This is a genomic window from Ruegeria sp. YKSD163 (genome assembly GCF_059612905.1).
In genome coordinates, this window is the sequence record NZ_JBXWRM010000019.1 from 61,380 (window position 1) to 76,169 (window position 14,790).

At 64.5% G+C, this 14,790-nt stretch carries 14 protein-coding genes; 12 read left to right on the forward strand and 2 right to left on the reverse strand.

All coding sequences use genetic code 11. The annotated features are described in order from the left end of the window. The first annotated feature begins 8 nt into the window (after window positions 1-8). Both AC2FNA_RS19915 and AC2FNA_RS19920 read left to right on the forward strand, forming a co-directional pair. Window positions 9-1,037: an ABC transporter permease gene (locus AC2FNA_RS19915; RefSeq protein WP_234221694.1), complete on the forward strand. Its 1,029-nt coding sequence runs from the start codon at window positions 9-11 to the stop codon at window positions 1,035-1,037. Next, window positions 1,034-2,185, forward strand: coding sequence for an ABC transporter permease (locus AC2FNA_RS19920; protein ID WP_496829534.1), 1,152 nt, complete (start codon window positions 1,034-1,036; stop codon window positions 2,183-2,185). The genes AC2FNA_RS19915 and AC2FNA_RS19920 overlap by 4 nt, the downstream gene beginning before the upstream one ends. 90 nt (window positions 2,186-2,275) lie before the next feature. Here the strand turns inward: AC2FNA_RS19920 and AC2FNA_RS19925 are convergent, their stop codons facing one another. Further along, window positions 2,276-4,618, reverse strand: a complete 2,343-nt coding sequence (locus AC2FNA_RS19925; RefSeq protein WP_496829536.1) for a mechanosensitive ion channel domain-containing protein — start codon at window positions 4,616-4,618, stop codon at window positions 2,276-2,278. A gap of 237 nt (window positions 4,619-4,855) precedes the next feature. Here AC2FNA_RS19925 and AC2FNA_RS19930 point away from each other — a divergent pair, with 237 nt between their 5' ends. Genes AC2FNA_RS19930 through AC2FNA_RS19965 form a run of 8 tightly spaced genes read left to right on the forward strand, consistent with a single transcriptional unit; the run spans window position 4,856 to window position 12,628 of the window. Continuing rightward, on the forward strand, window positions 4,856-6,130 hold the full coding sequence (locus AC2FNA_RS19930; RefSeq protein ID WP_496829538.1) for a nucleotide sugar dehydrogenase: 1,275 nt from the start codon (window positions 4,856-4,858) through the stop codon (window positions 6,128-6,130). Between the two features lie 9 nt (window positions 6,131-6,139). Next, entirely contained in the window at window positions 6,140-7,354 is a 1,215-nt protein-coding gene (locus tag AC2FNA_RS19935; protein WP_496829540.1) for a glycosyltransferase family protein, read from the forward strand. Then, a complete protein-coding gene (locus AC2FNA_RS19940; protein ID WP_496829542.1) occupies window positions 7,351-8,595 on the forward strand; it encodes a glycosyltransferase family 4 protein in 1,245 nt (414 codons plus the stop codon). The genes AC2FNA_RS19935 and AC2FNA_RS19940 overlap by 4 nt, the downstream gene beginning before the upstream one ends. 2 nt (window positions 8,596-8,597) lie before the next feature. Continuing rightward, complete coding sequence (locus tag AC2FNA_RS19945) at window positions 8,598-9,677, forward strand: glycosyltransferase family 4 protein (RefSeq protein ID WP_496829544.1); 1,080 nt, start codon at window positions 8,598-8,600, stop codon at window positions 9,675-9,677. Beyond that, entirely contained in the window at window positions 9,674-10,258 is a 585-nt protein-coding gene (locus tag AC2FNA_RS19950; protein ID WP_496829546.1) for a histidine phosphatase family protein, read from the forward strand. The genes AC2FNA_RS19945 and AC2FNA_RS19950 overlap by 4 nt, the downstream gene beginning before the upstream one ends. Next, window positions 10,255-11,394 carry a glycosyltransferase family protein gene (locus AC2FNA_RS19955; protein WP_496829548.1) on the forward strand — a complete coding sequence of 380 codons (1,140 nt, stop codon included), beginning with the start codon at window positions 10,255-10,257 and terminating at the stop codon, window positions 11,392-11,394. Before AC2FNA_RS19950 ends, AC2FNA_RS19955 begins: the two co-directional genes overlap by 4 nt. Next, complete coding sequence (locus AC2FNA_RS19960) at window positions 11,391-12,155, forward strand: polysaccharide deacetylase family protein (RefSeq protein ID WP_496829550.1); 765 nt, start codon at window positions 11,391-11,393, stop codon at window positions 12,153-12,155. Before AC2FNA_RS19955 ends, AC2FNA_RS19960 begins: the two co-directional genes overlap by 4 nt. Further along, window positions 12,152-12,628, forward strand: a complete 477-nt coding sequence (locus AC2FNA_RS19965) for a class I SAM-dependent methyltransferase (RefSeq protein WP_496829551.1) — start codon at window positions 12,152-12,154, stop codon at window positions 12,626-12,628. The genes AC2FNA_RS19960 and AC2FNA_RS19965 overlap by 4 nt, the downstream gene beginning before the upstream one ends. Window positions 12,629-12,635: 7 nt before the next feature. Here the strand turns inward: AC2FNA_RS19965 and AC2FNA_RS19970 are convergent, their stop codons facing one another. After that, the gene (locus AC2FNA_RS19970) at window positions 12,636-12,899 is read right to left on the reverse strand and encodes a hypothetical protein (protein WP_496829553.1); all 264 of its coding nucleotides are present in this window, start codon (window positions 12,897-12,899) and stop codon (window positions 12,636-12,638) included. A gap of 546 nt (window positions 12,900-13,445) precedes the next feature. Here AC2FNA_RS19970 and AC2FNA_RS19975 point away from each other — a divergent pair. Together AC2FNA_RS19975 and AC2FNA_RS19980 are read left to right on the forward strand one after the other, a co-directional pair. Next, on the forward strand, window positions 13,446-14,684 hold the full coding sequence (locus AC2FNA_RS19975) for a calcium-binding protein (RefSeq protein WP_496829555.1): 1,239 nt from the start codon (window positions 13,446-13,448) through the stop codon (window positions 14,682-14,684). Then, a partial coding sequence (locus AC2FNA_RS19980; protein WP_496829559.1) for a hypothetical protein occupies window positions 14,662-14,790 on the forward strand: 129 nt, incomplete at its 3' end. The genes AC2FNA_RS19975 and AC2FNA_RS19980, both read left to right, overlap by 23 nt.

Sequence of the window (14,790 nt, forward strand, 5' to 3'; positions counted from 1 at the left end):
TCGGCGGAATGGCAATCCTGCGCTACGCATTTTACCGGTTCGGAACCATGCTGATGACCCTGCTTGTGGTCTCGGTGCTGGTCTTTGCCATCATCAACCTGCCGCCGGGCGATTACCTATCCAACCAGATCGCCGAACTCAAGGCCTCGGGCCAGTCCGCTGGCGTGGCCAAGGCCGAGTTCCTGCGCAAGGAATACGCGCTCGACCGGCCTGTCTGGGAACAATACATGATCTGGATGGGCTTCATGCCCGGCCCGCACGGGTTTTCCGGCCTGATCCAGGGCAATTTCGGCTGGTCGTTTGAATTTGACCGGCCGGTCTCGGAGATTGTTGGCGACAGCCTGTGGCTGACCGTGCTGGTGAACATGGCGGCCATCGTCTTCGTCTATGCCACCGCCCTGCCGCTGGGAGTGATCGCGGCGGCCAAGGCGCGGACCTGGGCTGATTATACCTCGGCCTTTGTCGGTTATCTGGGACTGGCGACGCCGAACTTTCTGCTGGCGCTGATCCTGTATTATTACGGGCGCAAATATCTGGATATCCCCATCGGCGGTCTCATGGACCCGGCCTTTGAAGGGCAACCGATGAGCTGGGCCAAGATCCAGTCAGTTCTGGTCCATCTGATCGTGCCCACCATCGTGATCGGCACTGCCGGCGCCTCGGCGATGATGCAGCGCCTGCGCGCCAACATGCTGGACGAACTGGGCAAGCCCTATGTGGAAACCGCCATCGCCAAGGGCATGGCGCCCAGCCGGATGCTGGCCAAATACCCGTTGCGCGTGGCCTTCAACCCGTTTGTGGCCGATATCGGCAACCTCCTGCCCTCGATGGTGTCGGGCTCGGTTTTGGTCTCGGTGGTGATGGGGCTGCAAACCATCGGCCCGACCCTGCTGACCGCGCTCAAGAGTCAGGACATGTTCCTGTCGGGCTTTGTGCTGATGTTCGTGGCGTTGCTGACGCTGATCGGGACGATGATTTCCGATATCCTGCTGGTCATGCTCGACCCGCGCATTCGATACGAGGGGCGCGACGCATGACCCAACTTCCCGACGGACGCTATGTCGACGACGCCCCCTATGATCCGCAGCAGTCGATCCAACAGCTGGAACGGCGCGATCTGGACGCGCCCAACTGGCTGTTGGTCTGGCGCAAGTTCCGCACCCACAAGCTGGGTCTGATCTCGGGTATTTTCCTGCTGTTGAGCTACCTGCTGTTGCCCTTCATGGGGTTCATCGCGCCCTATTCCCCCAACTACCGCAACGCAGATCACCTTTATGCTCCGCCACAGGCCGTGCACTGGGTGCATGAGGGCGAGTTCCTTGGGCCGTTCATCTATCCGATCACCGCCGAGGCGGATTTGGAAACCTTTCAATGGACCTTTGTCCCCGATACCGAGAACCCGCAGCGGATCCGGTTCTTTTGCGAGGGCGACAGTTACAAACTGGCCGGGCTGATCGAGAGCGACACCCACCTGTTCTGTGCGCCCGAGGGGGCGACGCTGTTCCTATGGGGATCCGACCGGCTTGGCCGCGACGTGTTCAGCCGTATCCTCTATGGCGCGCAGCTGTCGCTCACCGTGGGCCTGATCGGCATCTCGGTGTCCTTTGTTCTGGGTATCTTCTTTGGCTCTCTGGCGGGCTATCTGGGCGGCAAGACGGACTGGGTGATCAACCGGGTGATCGAGATCCTGCGATCGCTTCCCGAACTGCCGCTATGGCTGGCATTGTCGGCGGCGGTGCCCTCGAACTGGTCGCCGGTGGCGGTGTTCTTCATCATCTCGGTGATCCTGGGGATCCTCGACTGGCCGGGGCTGGCGCGCTCGGTCCGGGCCAAGTTCCTGTCGCTGCGCGAAGAGGAATATGTGCGCGCCGCCGAGATGATGGGCGCCGGCAAGGGACGCGTCATCCGCAAGCATCTGCTGCCCAACTTCATGTCGCACCTGATCGCCAGCGCCACGCTGTCGATTCCGGCGATGATCCTGGGCGAGACCGCGCTCAGCTTCCTGGGGCTTGGCCTGCGGGCGCCCGCGGTCAGCTGGGGGGTGATGCTGAACGACGCGCAGAACCTTGCCAGCATCGAGCTTTATCCCTGGACCGCGATCCCGATGCTACCAATCGTAGTGGTGGTGCTGGCGTTCAACTTCCTGGGCGACGGCCTGCGCGACAGTCTCGACCCCTATAGCTGAACGACAGATACGCGAAACCAGAGATTTTTCGTCGAAAAATCTCCGAACCGACAGACCAAGATTTTTCGACGAAAAATCTTGGTCTCTCCCTCACCGGTCGTCATCCATCATGTCGTCCAGTACATCCTCGTCGATGGCCGCCTGGACCGCACCTGTCACCGCTTCACGTTGCTGCGGTGTCATGTTGGCGGCGTCCTGGCCGTCGGCCAGGCGCACGGTTACCTCGCGATGGGCGAACTTGATGCCTTCGCGGGCAAAAAGCTCACGTATGTCCTGATAGACCCGCTTGCGCACCAGCCATTGATCCCCCGGCTTGGTCATGAACTTGACCCGGATGATCATCGCCGAATCCTGCATCTCGATCACCCCCTGGCTTTTCAGCGGCTGGATGAAATTGTCCCCGATCACCGGATCGCTGAGCAGCTCCTGCCCGAGGTTCTTGATCAGCTTGCGTACCTTTTCCACATCGGTGTCATAGGTCACCCGCAGCGGCAGTTTCATGATCACCCAGTCGCGCGAAAAGTTGGTCAGAACCTTGATCTCGCCAAAGGGGATCGTGTGCAGCGCACCCAGATGGTGGCGCAGCTGGAATGAGCGCACCGAGATCTTCTCCACCGTGCCTTTCACATCGCCGATGTCGATATACTCTCCCTTGCGAAACGCATCATCGAGCAGGAAAAACGCCCCCGAAAAGATATCCCGCACCAGCGTTTGCGAGCCGAAGCCCACCGCCAGGCCGACGACACCGGCACCGGCAAAGAGCGGGCTGACATTAATCCCCACCTCCATCAGCGCGATAAGCACGATCGAGACGACTACAACGGCCAGGATGGCGCCCCGAAACAACGGCAGCAGCGTGGCCAGGCGACTGGCGCTGGTACCGCCGCCCTCGTCGCCCAGCTCTCCCTCGGGCACATCCACCGTCTCTTCGGCAATCTTGCTGTCGATCCAGATCCGGAAGAAGTGAAAGACGATGTAACCAAGGAAGATGATCACCATAACGTCCAAAGCCCGGTCGAGCGGCAGCTCGCCGGTCCAGTCCATCCCCGGATTCCAGATAAGAACCAGCGCATAGGTACCCACCACAAAGGCCAGAATGCCAGCGACACGGCGGGCCAGGTCCTCGTAGGTCGCGATGTGGAGCCGCTGCGCGCCCGCTCCTGCCATCGGGTGATTTTCCGCCGCTTCAGCCTCGGCCAGGGCCGCGTTCAGTTCCTTTACCTGCCGGGTGCGATCGAAGTAGCGCTCGAGCAGGTAATTCATCGCTCCATAGGCGACCACGACCGACATGAAGATGCCATAGGTACCGGCCATGAGCGGGATATGAAGCGGCCTCTCCAAGACCAGATCAAAGGCCAGCTGGAGCCAGCCGAAAACCATGTAGAACACGACCACAGGCGCCCAGGCGACCGAAACCAGCCGGAGCAACCACGAAACCTCTTCCTTGGTCCGCCCGCCACGAATGGCGTTCGAGATCGCGCGCCCGTTGAACAAAACCATCAGCACGTTGCCAAGGGCGCCGATCCCGGTCAGCACGCCATAGACCATGGCGTAGACGTTGTAGTTCAGGCCGAAATCCGCAACCCAGGTCGAAAACAGCTCGCTTGAGATATCGTAGGTCGCCAGCACCGAGGCCCAGAGATACAGCCGCTTGGCGTCGCGGTCGGAAAAGGGCGGCAGCCGGTACTGGCTGAGATAGGGTGACAGTACCATACGCCACAGATCCGAGGCAGTCCGGGCAAGGAAGAAGGCGGTAAAGATGGCGGTGACGGTGAACTGGATCGACAGATCCTGCATCCGGCCAAAGACCAGAAAGCCGATGATGAAGGCAAAGACCATGGCGACCACAGTCGCGGTCAACCCCATCACGAAGCGAAACACCAGGAACGGCATCTTTTCCCGATAGCCGCGCGGCGCTTCGCGGATGCGTGACACCACATATCGGCGGGCTATACGCTTGCCGTAAATCTCGATCGACAGCCATCGACCGATCAGCAACAGCACAAGGTTGATGGCCAGCACCTCGGCATAGGTCGCAATCCGCCCGTCGGGGCTGGTCTGGCGCAGGATGTACTGCACCTCGAAGATGGAATAGGGCAGCGCTTCGAGCCGCGAGCGCAACGCGCCGACGAAATCGGCCACCTTTTCCTGCGCCTTCATCAGCTGCGACGACTCGCCCATCGGATCGACGGGCGCGGTTCCCTCCGCCGCCGGGTCGGTGCCGGTTGCGGCGACCCGGCCGGCGCTGTCGATCACGATGACCGAGGCCCCCGCCTCGGACGCGGCGCGAATGGCCTCGGCAAGGTCCCCGCTTGCGGCCTCCTCCGAGCTACCGCCGACCCCGGGATAGAGCGATACCTGCGCCGCCAAAGGGGACGACAGGCAGAGGATCAGGCCGAGACAGGCGAAGAAAAGGCGAAAGACTGCGATCATCAAAAAACCTGTGCGGGTGTTACGCTTCGGGGCAGCGTATCGAAGCAGCGGTGTGCATTCAAATGGCAAGTGTGGTCCGCCGCGAGGAGACTGCCCCGGCGGCACCGCAGAATCGTGTTTCCAAGGCGGCGGGATTTGACTAGTACGGTGCTGCCTGCGGGCCAGGATACCGGATGGCGGCAAAGGGTTGTTCTGCCCGGTCGCACGACGAAACACGCAAGATCGGGAACGCAAGCCATGTCGCGCCAAACGGATCAGGACCGGATCGCCGTGCTTGGGCTGGGCTATGTCGGCCTGCCGCTGGGTCTGGCCCGGGCCGGGTTCCAGACGCTGGGCTTTGACACCGACGCCGGGCATATCAGCGCGCTGGGCCGTGGCCACGACCGCAACGGCGAGGTTTCGGAACGCTCGTTGCGCGAGACGCGGGCGCGGTTTTCCTGCGATCCGGCCGATCTGGCAGCCTGTACCGTCTACATCATCGGTGTGCCCACCCCGATCAACGACGCCAAGACCCCCGACCTGGAACCGCTCAAGGGTGCCTGCCGGATGATCGCGCCGCATCTGGCACCGGGTGACATGGTGATTGTCGAAAGCACCGTCTACCCCGGCGTGACCGAAGAGATCTGCGGCCCGGTTCTTGCCGAGGGCAGCGGGCTGGAACTCTATTCCCAGATCAAGCTGGCCTATTCGCCCGAGCGGGTAAACCCCGGCGACGCCGAACATTCGATGGAGAATGTGGTCAAGATCGTTTCGGCCCAGGATGCCGAGACGCTGGACCGCGTCGCCGCCATCTATACCCCGGTGGTCAAGGCAGGCGTGCACAGGGCCAGCTCGATCCGCACCGCCGAGGCGGCCAAGGTAATCGAGAATACCCAGCGCGACCTGAACATCGCCCTGGTCAACGAATTCTCGCTGATCTTCTCGCGGTTGGGCCTCGACACGCTCGAAGTGCTGGAGGCCGCCGGGACCAAATGGAACTTCCTGCCCTTCAAGCCGGGGCTGGTGGGCGGTCACTGTATCGGGGTCGCCCCCTATTACCTGACTTACCGGGCCGAACAGAGCGGCTATCACCCCGAGGTGATCCTGGCGGGACGACGGATCAACGACAACATGGGCCGCCATGTGGCGCAGCAGCTGATCAAGGCATTGATCGCCCGCCGCATCGACCCGGGCCGGGCGCGGGTGCTGGTGATGGGCTTTACCTTCAAGGAGAACTGCGCCGACATCCGCAACACGCGGGTGGCCGACATCCTGTCGGAACTGGCTGAGTTTTCTGTTGCGACCGAGGTCTACGATCCCTGGGTTGACCCCGAGGCGATGACCCGTGAATATGGTGTCACTCCGGTTTCGGAACCGCAGACAGGTGTCTATGACGCGATTGTTGTTGCGGTGGCGCATCGGCAGTTTGTCGAGTTGGGGGCTGCGTCCATTCGGACCTTTGGCCTGCCGGGTGCAGTCCTCTATGATATCAAGGGCATTTTCTCCAAATCCGACGCGGATCTAAGGCTATAGACGGCAGCGATGCAGGGCGAGAGCAGGACAGTCGAAACCAGCCGCGCAGCGCGGGTGATGCTGTACAGCCACGATACGTTCGGGCTGGGACATCTTCGGCGCAGCCGCGCGCTGGCAGCGGCAATCACTCAGGCTGATCCATCAGCCTCGGCGCTGATCCTGACCGGGTCTCCGGTGGCGGGGCGTTTCACCTTTCCGCGCCGGGTCGACCACGTACGCCTGCCCGGCGTGACCAAACGCGCCGACGGCTCTTATGCCTCGCAGACGATGGGGATGGGCATCGACGAGGTGACCGACCTACGCAGCGGCCTGATCCGCGGCGCGGCCGAGCGCTATGACCCCGATATCCTGATCGTCGACAAGGAACCGACCGGTTTTCGCGGCGAGTTGCTGCCGACGCTCGACTGTCTGCAACGGCGCGGGCGTGCCCGGCTGGTGCTGGGCCTGCGCGACGTGCTGGACGAGCCCGAGGTGCTGGCCGCCGAATGGGCGCGCAAGGGTGCGGTGGCGGCGACCGAACGCTTCTATGACGAGATCTGGGTCTATGGGCTGCGCTCGGTCTATGACCCGACGGCGGGCCTGCCCCTCAGCCCCGAAGCGCAGGCGCGCATGCACTGGACCGGCTATCTGCGCCGCGATCTGGGGCCGGTGGGCACCCCGCCGCAACAACCCTATGTGCTGATCACCCCCGGTGGCGGTGGCGATGGCGAGGCGATGGTCAACCTGGTCCTGTCCGCCTATGAGCAGGACCCGACCCTGTCGCCACGCGCGGTGCTGGTCTATGGCCCCTTCCTGTCGGGCGACACCCGCGCCGAGTTCGAACGGCGCGTGGCGGCGCTGAACGGGCGGGTGACCGCGGTCGGGTTCGAAAGCGAGATCGAGACACTCTTTGCCGGCGCCGCCGGCGTGGTCTGCATGGGCGGCTACAACACGTTCTGCGAGGTACTGTCGTTTGACCAGCGCGCGGTGATCGTGCCCCGTACCGTACCGCGGCTGGAACAGTGGATCCGCGCCAGCCGCGCCGAAGAGCTGGGCCTGGTACGGATGCTGGAGGAGAGCCGCGACGGGCTGACGCCCGAGACCATGATCCAGGCCATTCGCAACCTGCCCAACCAGCCGCTGCCCAGCCAGGCCATCGGCGAGGGTCTGCTGGACGGACTCGACCATGTCACCCGCCGGGTCCGCGCGCTGCTGAGCAAGACCAGCCACCAGGCGGCGGAATGACCTCAGACAAACCGAAACTGGCCGTCGTGGTCAAGGGCTGGCCGCGCCTGTCCGAAACCTTCATCGCGCAGGAACTGGTGGCGCTGGAGGAGGCGGGCCACGATTTCGACATCTGGTCGCTGCGTCATCCGACCGATGTGAAACGCCACCCCCTGCACGAACGGTTGCGCGCGCGGGTGCGTTATCTGCCGGAATATCTGTGGCAGGAACCGGAACGGGTCTGGCGCGCGCGCGCTGCGGCGCAGGCCCTGCCCGGCTACGCCGAGGCCTATCGGGTCTGGCGCGCCGATCTGGCCCGCGACCGCACAAAGAACCGCATCCGCCGGTTCGGACAGGCCTGCGTGATGGCCGCCGAACTGCCCGCCTCGACCCGGGGGCTTTACGCGCATTTCCTGCATACCCCCGCCTCGGTCGCGCGCTATGCCGCGATCATGCGCGGTCTGCCGTGGAGCTTTTCGGCCCATGCCAAGGATATCTGGACCTCGCCCGACTGGGAAAAAGCCGAGAAACTGAGCGCCGCCAGCCATGGCGCGGCCTTTGGTGCCACCTGCACCGCGGTGGGCGCCGCGCATCTGCGCGGCTTGGCCGATGATCCGGGGCGTGTCGATCTGGTCTATCACGGGCTTGATCTGGCCCGCTTTCCCGACCCGCCCGCGCGCAGCCCGCGCGCGGTGAGTGCCCCGCTGGCGATGCTGTCGGTGGGGCGGCTGGTGGAGAAGAAGGGCTTTGACCGGCTGATCGCCGCCTTTGGCCTCTTGCCGCCCGATCTGGACTGGCACTGGACCCATATCGGCGGCGGCGGCGACCGCGCCGCCCTGACCGCGCAGGCAGAGGCGCTCGGGGTCGCAGAGCGGATCACCTGGCGCGGTGCCTGCGATCAGCCCGAGGTAATCGCAGCCATGCGCGCCGCCGACCTTTTTGTCCTGCCCAGCCGGATCGCCGCCGATGGCGACCGCGACGGCCTGCCCAATGTGCTGATGGAGGCGGCCTCGCAATCGCTGCCGATCCTGTCGACCCCGGTTTCGGCGATCCCGGAATTCATCACCGACGGGACCCATGGCACCCTGTCGGACGATGCGCCCGAGGCGCTGGCAAGCGCCATGGCCACACTGGCCGCCGACCCTGTACACGCTGCCCGCATGGCCGCAGCCGCGCGCGGGCGCCTGCTGTCGGAATTCACCATGGCTCCCGGCATCGCCCATCTGTCCAACCGGCTGACCGCCCTCTGCGCCGGGGGTTGAAAATGGCCCGCATCGCCTTTTACGCGCCGATGAAATCGCCCGACAGCCCGGTGCCCTCGGGCGACCGCGAACTGGCGCGCAGCCTGCGGGCGATGATCGCCGGGCGCGGCCTGCCGGTTGATCTGGTCTCGGAGTTCAAGAGCCTCGACAAGCAGGGCGATGCCGGGGCGCAGACCCGGTTGCGCGCGGGCGCGACGGACGAGGTTCAGCGGCTGATCCGTGACCTGCCCGGCGATAGCGCCCTGTGGGTGACCTATCACAACTATTACAAGGCGCCCGACCTGATCGGCCCGGCAGTCTGTGCCGCTCGCGCCATGCCCTATGTGCAGATCGAAAGCACCCGCGCCACCAGCCGCCTGACCGGCCCATGGGCCGGGTTTGCGCAGGCGGCGCATGATGCCTGCGATGCGGCGCGCGTGATCTTCTACCTCACTGCCAATGACCTGATCACGCTTGAACGGGAACGGTTCGGCAATCAAGCGCTGGTCGAACTTCCACCCTTTCTGCCCGACGATACCCTGCCGCCACGCGCGGCATGCGACGGCCCGATGCTGAGCGCCGGTATGATGCGGCCCGGCGACAAGCTTGCCTCGTACCGGCTGATCGCGGAAACGCTGGCGCATCTGGGCGGCGACTGGCAGCTCGATATCGCGGGCGATGGCCCCGCCCGGGCCGAGGTCGCGGCGCTGATGGCGCCCTTTGGCGCGCGAGTGCGGTTTCTGGGCCAGCTTGATCGGGCCGGATTGCAGGCCGCCTATGGCCGATCCTCGCTGTTCTTCTGGCCCGGCGTGAACGAGGCTTTTGGCATGGTCTATCTAGAGGCACAGGCCGCCGGCCTTCCGGTGGTGGCGCAGGACAGGCCCGGCGTGCGCGACGTGCTGCTGCCCGGCCCCGCCTATCCCGCACCCGAGGCAGGACCCGAAGCGCTGGCCGAAATGATCGACCACCTGCGCGCCGACCTCACCCTTCGCCAGCGGATCGGCGCGCAGGCCCGCGACCGTATTGCCACCCGGCATCTGCCCAATGCGGCGGCGCGGGTATTCTGGGGCGCGGTGACACCGCTGATGGAGACCGCCCGATGAGACGCCTCGCCCTTCTGCGCCATGGTCATACCGACTGGAACCGCGCCGGTCGCATCCAGGGCCGCAGCGACATCCCGCTGGATGAAACCGCGCGGCACGACCTGGGCGCGCTGGCCCTGCCCACGCCCTGGGATCGCGCGACGCTCTGGTCCAGCCCGCTCTCGCGGGCGGTGGAAACCGCCGAGCTGGTGGCCGGGCGCGCGCCCCGCACCGTGCCTTCGCTGACCGAGATGAACTGGGGCAATTGGGAGGGGCAGCGCGGACAAGACCTGCTGGATACCCCCGGCAGCGGCTATCGGCATATCGAGGACTGGGGCTGGGATTTCCGCCCGCCCGCAGGGGAAAGCCCGGCCGAGCTGTGGGCCCGGATCGAACCCTGGCTGGCCGGGCTGACCGGCGACAGCGTCGCGGTCTGCCATATCGGCATCATGCGGGTCATTCTGGCCCGCGCCCATGGCTGGAATTTCGACGGCATCCCGCCCTTCAAGGTCAAGCGCAACCGGCTCTTTGTCGTCTCGCTCGACCCGTTGGCGCCGCTGGGCGAGCCGGTGCGCCTGATCCCGCGCGAGGCGCTGGCATGAAGGTGATGATCGTCGTTACCCATCTGTTGGGCACCGGCCATCTGAGCCGGGCGCTGACACTGGGCCGCGCCTTTGCCGCCACCGGGCATCAGGTGCGGCTGGTCTCGGGCGGGATGCCCGCCCCACAGCTCGACCCGGCGGGGCTGGAACTCGTGCAACTGCCCGCGCTCCGCTCGGACGGGGTGGATTTCGCCCGCCTTCTGACCGAGACAGGGGCCGAGGCTGACGCAGGCTTTCACACCACGCGGCAGGCGGCGCTGCTGGAGGCACTCACCGCCTTTTCCCCCGATGTACTGATCACCGAGCTTTACCCCTTTGGCCGCCGCAGCTTAGGGGAAGAGTTCCGCGCACTGCTGGCCGCCACGCGGGCGCTGCCGCATCCGCCGCTGGTGTTGAGTTCGATCCGCGACATCCTTGCCCCGCCCGCGAAACCGGCCAAGGCCGAAGCAACCGATTGGGTGATCGCCGAGGCCTATGACGCGGTTCTGGTCCATTCCGACCCTACAGTCACGCGGCTTGACACAAGCTGGCCGGTCAGCGCCACGCTGGCAGGCAAACTGCGCTACACCGGCTATGTGGCGCCGCCCCCCACCGAACCGCACCCGAATCGCATAGGGGCGGGAGAGATCCTTGTCAGCGCTGGTGGAGGCGCCGTCGGCGGACCGCTGTTCCGGGTCGCGCTGGAGGCCGCGCGCCGGATGCCCGACCAACGCTGGCGGCTGCTGGTGGGGGGCACGCAGGCTGGCGCCGAGGTGGCCGCATTGCAAGCGCAGGCGGGCGATGCCCCGGTCACGGTGGAACCCGCGCGCCCCGATTTTCGCGCCATGCTGAGCCATGCCGCCGCCTCGGTCAGCATGTGCGGCTACAACACCGCGCTGGACCTGCTGCAAGCTGGCACCCCCGCCGTGCTGATCCCCTTTGACGCGGGCAAGGAGGTCGAACAGGGCCTGCGCGCCCGCGCCCTGGCCGCCCTGCCCGGCTTTGCCACGGTGACCAGCGCCGAGCTGACCCCCGAAACCCTGATGCGGGCCTTGCAAAAGGTGATGCGCGACCCGCGCCGCAACGCAACCACCTTGCGCTTTGACGGCGCGGCAGAGACGGTGCGCATGGTCGAGATGATGGAGGCGGCGCGATGACTCCGGACTGGACCCCGCTCGATGCCGAACTGGCGCAATGGGCGGCCGAGGGGCTTACCCTGCCGCTCTGGTGGCGCGACGATGACGCGGTGAGCACGACCCCTCAGCTGGACCGGCTGACCGCGCTGGCCGAGGACCTGGACCTGCCCGTGCATCTGGCGGTGATCCCCGCCGGGGCCGAAACCGCGCTGGCTGACCACGTCACCGCGCATCCGCATCTGGTCCCGGTCGTGCATGGCTGGGCGCACCGGAACCACGCCCCCGCGACCGAGAAGAAGGCCGAGTTTCGTGCTCACCGCCCACTCCCCGAGATCCTGGCCGAGGCCAGGCAAGGCAAGGCGCGGTTGCAGGCGCTGTTTGGCGACGCGCTGCGGCCGATGTTCGTGCCGCCCTGGAACCGGATCGCGCCCGAGGTCACCGCCGGCCTGCCCGCGCAGGGCTTTCGCGCGCTGTCCACCGCAACCCCGCGCCGCTGCCCGATGGCCGCACCGGGGCTGGCACAGGTCAACACCCATCTCGACCCGATCGACTGGCGCGGCAGCCGAGGTCTTCTGGCGCCGCAAACCCTGATCGCCCAGACCACAGCGCTGCTGATCGACCGGCGCGAAGGATGCGCCGACGCAGCCGAGCCCTTTGGCGTCCTGACCCACCATCTGGTGCACGACGATGAAATCTGGCAATTCACCCGGGCGCTGCTGACGCGGCTCTTGGCCGGACCGTCACAGCCCTGGACCATGCCCGCCGAGGAGACCGACCGATGAGCCGACTGGATTCGATGCTGCGCCGCCTGACCGCTCAGCGAGACGGGCTGAACTGGGCCGCCCTTCAGATCGCAGACATGCCGGGCGAGGTGCTCGACATGGGGTTGGGCAACGGGCGCACCTATGACCACCTGCGCGAGATCCTGCCGGGCCGCCGCATCCGGGTGATGGACCGGGTGCTGCAATGCCACCCCTCGTGCACCCCGCCCGAGGCCGATTTCCTGATGGGCGAGGCGGAACCTATGCTGGAACGTCTCGCGACCGAGGGCGCCCCGATCGTTCTGGCCCATTACGATTTCGGCATGGGGATCAAGGCCGATGACGTGGCCGAAGCCGCACGCCTCAGCCCGCTGATCGCCCGCGTCATGGTACCCGGTGGCCTGATCATCTCGGGTCAGCCGCTGGTCGGGTTCACAGCCATCACCGCCCCCGACAGCATCCCGCCCGAACGCTACCTGTTCTACCGCGCCTGAACCGACCTCAAACCACCCCCATCGCCATGACCACCAGCAACAGGGCCGCCGGCACCAGCGACAATCCCAGCGCCCAGTTGAGCGCCCGGTTCGAAATCGCCAGGATCAGCGCCGGCATCGCAAAGATTGCCGTGGTGCCCATGCCAATGGTCAAAAATCCCAACGCCATCCCGCGCCCCGCCGCATCCAGCGAGGCATTGACGGTTGATATCCAAGCCCCGCCATAGAGCAGGGCATAGGCTAGGCAGATGGCAAACACGGCACGGCGCATGCATCGATGTTAGGCCGGTTCGCCGGACTTGTCGAACAGGTCGGAAAGGGAGAGGCTCCGGGCCAATGGAACGAAGGCGACAACATCCAGGAACCCATGTTCCAGACCTATTGATTCCAGGCTGTTGGCATAAGTCAGGTGGGGCACGCAAACCTGAACGAAAAGCAGAGTATCTCGCCGGCCAATAACCTGTACAATCGTTGGAAGCATTGGCGCGACAAGAGGATAAAGGCCCGCTTTCCGGACCGAAACTCGTGCAAGAAGACAGTCGATTAAGGCATTCCACGTTACAATCGGCGTTACCGCATTAAGGTCGTCTTCGGTCGGCTCAAAAACGGGAAACGCGGCGCAATCAGATACAACCTTCGCCCCGATCCCTTGTTCTCAGCCACCGCCCTTGTCGGGACGATCTTGTTCTAGTGGTGAAAATCGACAATCTCGGAGCCTGAACATCCGCTTCGCCGGCCATTATCCACCATGTGAAGGCGCGCAACCCTGCCCCAAGGGGGGGGCGTCACTTAAGTATTTGATTTTCTAGGAATTACCATGGTGGACCGGGTGACTGCCACAGAAACAGGGACCATCGAGTTGCTGTCAGGCAGTCGGACATTCACGCTAAATGTCACCGACATCGCGCAGGAGATCATCGACGCCAGCGCTGCTACAGATGATCTTTTGATGATCGCTGATGGCGCGCAAGACATGTCCCTTGTTGAGGGAATCGGCAATGACCGCCTTGTCTCGGACACAGGCAATGACTTCCTGAGCGGCGGAGGCGGCAACGATACACTTCGGCCCGGCGGCGGGCGCGATAGTCTGTTCGGCGGTACCGGGGTGGACAGGTTTGTCATCAGTTTCGGACAGGACACGGGACAGGAAACTTATGATGGTGGCACCGGTCACGACACCCTCCTATTGGCGGGTGGTAGCGGGAATGTTGTGCATGACCTACGCACGCATATCATAAGAGAAATTGAAGAAATCGAATTCGGGTCCCTTCCCGATGGGTCTAGCCGAACGGTAATCGTAACGGCAGCGCAGATTCAGGGATTTGGGCCCAGCGGGTGGATTGACGGAATCGGCGGCGATACCACCACAGAGCATTTGGTCATTCACATCGAGGGTCAGAGCACACTGACCCTTCCCAGCTATGTTAGCTATGAAGGTTGGAACCAAACCGGTGATTTGACAGAGATCATCGCCGGGTCCAGCAATTCGACGATCATAGGGTCTGTGTTCAGAGATCATATCCGAGGTGGTTCCGGAAATGATGTTCTTTTCGGGGGCAACGGCGCGGACCTCATCCGAGGCGACGCAGGTAATGATACTCTGCGCGGTGACGGTGGAAATGACACGCTGCTTGGCGGTGCGGGTTCGGATGATCTGAACGGTGGAGCGGGAGCGGATGCGGCTAGCTACGCCTTTGCTATGGCGGCGGTCAGTCTTGACCTAAGGTCTGGCGGCATGGCCGGTGATGCGGCAGGTGACACCTTTGACTCCATTGAGAATATCAAAGGCTCAAATTTCGACGATTATGTCTATGGTGACAATGGTGCAAACCTGATCGATGGCGGGGCGGGCAACGATCGCCTGCGCGGCCACAACGGCCACGATACCCTGATCGGGGGCGCGGGTGCTGATGATCTGAATGGCGGATCAGGGATTGATACCGCCAGCTATGTGACATCCCTCGGCAGGGTTAATCTCGACCTGCGTTCGCGCGGGACCTACGGAGACGCGGCAAACGACACCTTCACCTCCATTGAGAACGTCGTCGGGTTCTAACTACGATGATTACATCTATGGAGACAGCGGCGACAACCTGCTGGATGGTGGCGCCGACAATGACACGCTCGAAGGCGGCGGAGGCGACGACACGCTGATCGGCGGT

Excerpts from the sequence above, each read along its gene's own strand:
- AC2FNA_RS19975 (WP_496829555.1), top strand. The coding sequence starts at position 13,446 with ATGGTGGACCGGGTGACTGCCACAGAAACAGGGACCATCGAGTTGCTG.
- AC2FNA_RS19940 (WP_496829542.1), top strand. The coding sequence starts at position 7,351 with ATGACCTCAGACAAACCGAAACTGGCCGTCGTGGTCAAGGGCTGGCCG.
- AC2FNA_RS19925 (WP_496829536.1), bottom strand. The coding sequence starts at position 4,618 with ATGATCGCAGTCTTTCGCCTTTTCTTCGCCTGTCTCGGCCTGATCCTC.
- AC2FNA_RS19945 (WP_496829544.1), top strand. The coding sequence starts at position 8,598 with ATGGCCCGCATCGCCTTTTACGCGCCGATGAAATCGCCCGACAGCCCG.
- AC2FNA_RS19970 (WP_496829553.1), bottom strand. The coding sequence starts at position 12,899 with ATGCGCCGTGCCGTGTTTGCCATCTGCCTAGCCTATGCCCTGCTCTAT.
- AC2FNA_RS19935 (WP_496829540.1), top strand. The coding sequence starts at position 6,140 with ATGCAGGGCGAGAGCAGGACAGTCGAAACCAGCCGCGCAGCGCGGGTG.
- AC2FNA_RS19930 (WP_496829538.1), top strand. The coding sequence starts at position 4,856 with ATGTCGCGCCAAACGGATCAGGACCGGATCGCCGTGCTTGGGCTGGGC.
- AC2FNA_RS19960 (WP_496829550.1), top strand. The coding sequence starts at position 11,391 with ATGACTCCGGACTGGACCCCGCTCGATGCCGAACTGGCGCAATGGGCG.
- AC2FNA_RS19955 (WP_496829548.1), top strand. The coding sequence starts at position 10,255 with ATGAAGGTGATGATCGTCGTTACCCATCTGTTGGGCACCGGCCATCTG.
- AC2FNA_RS19950 (WP_496829546.1), top strand. The coding sequence starts at position 9,674 with ATGAGACGCCTCGCCCTTCTGCGCCATGGTCATACCGACTGGAACCGC.
- AC2FNA_RS19920 (WP_496829534.1), top strand. The coding sequence starts at position 1,034 with ATGACCCAACTTCCCGACGGACGCTATGTCGACGACGCCCCCTATGAT.
- AC2FNA_RS19915 (WP_234221694.1), top strand. The coding sequence starts at position 9 with ATGGCAATCCTGCGCTACGCATTTTACCGGTTCGGAACCATGCTGATG.
- AC2FNA_RS19965 (WP_496829551.1), top strand. The coding sequence starts at position 12,152 with ATGAGCCGACTGGATTCGATGCTGCGCCGCCTGACCGCTCAGCGAGAC.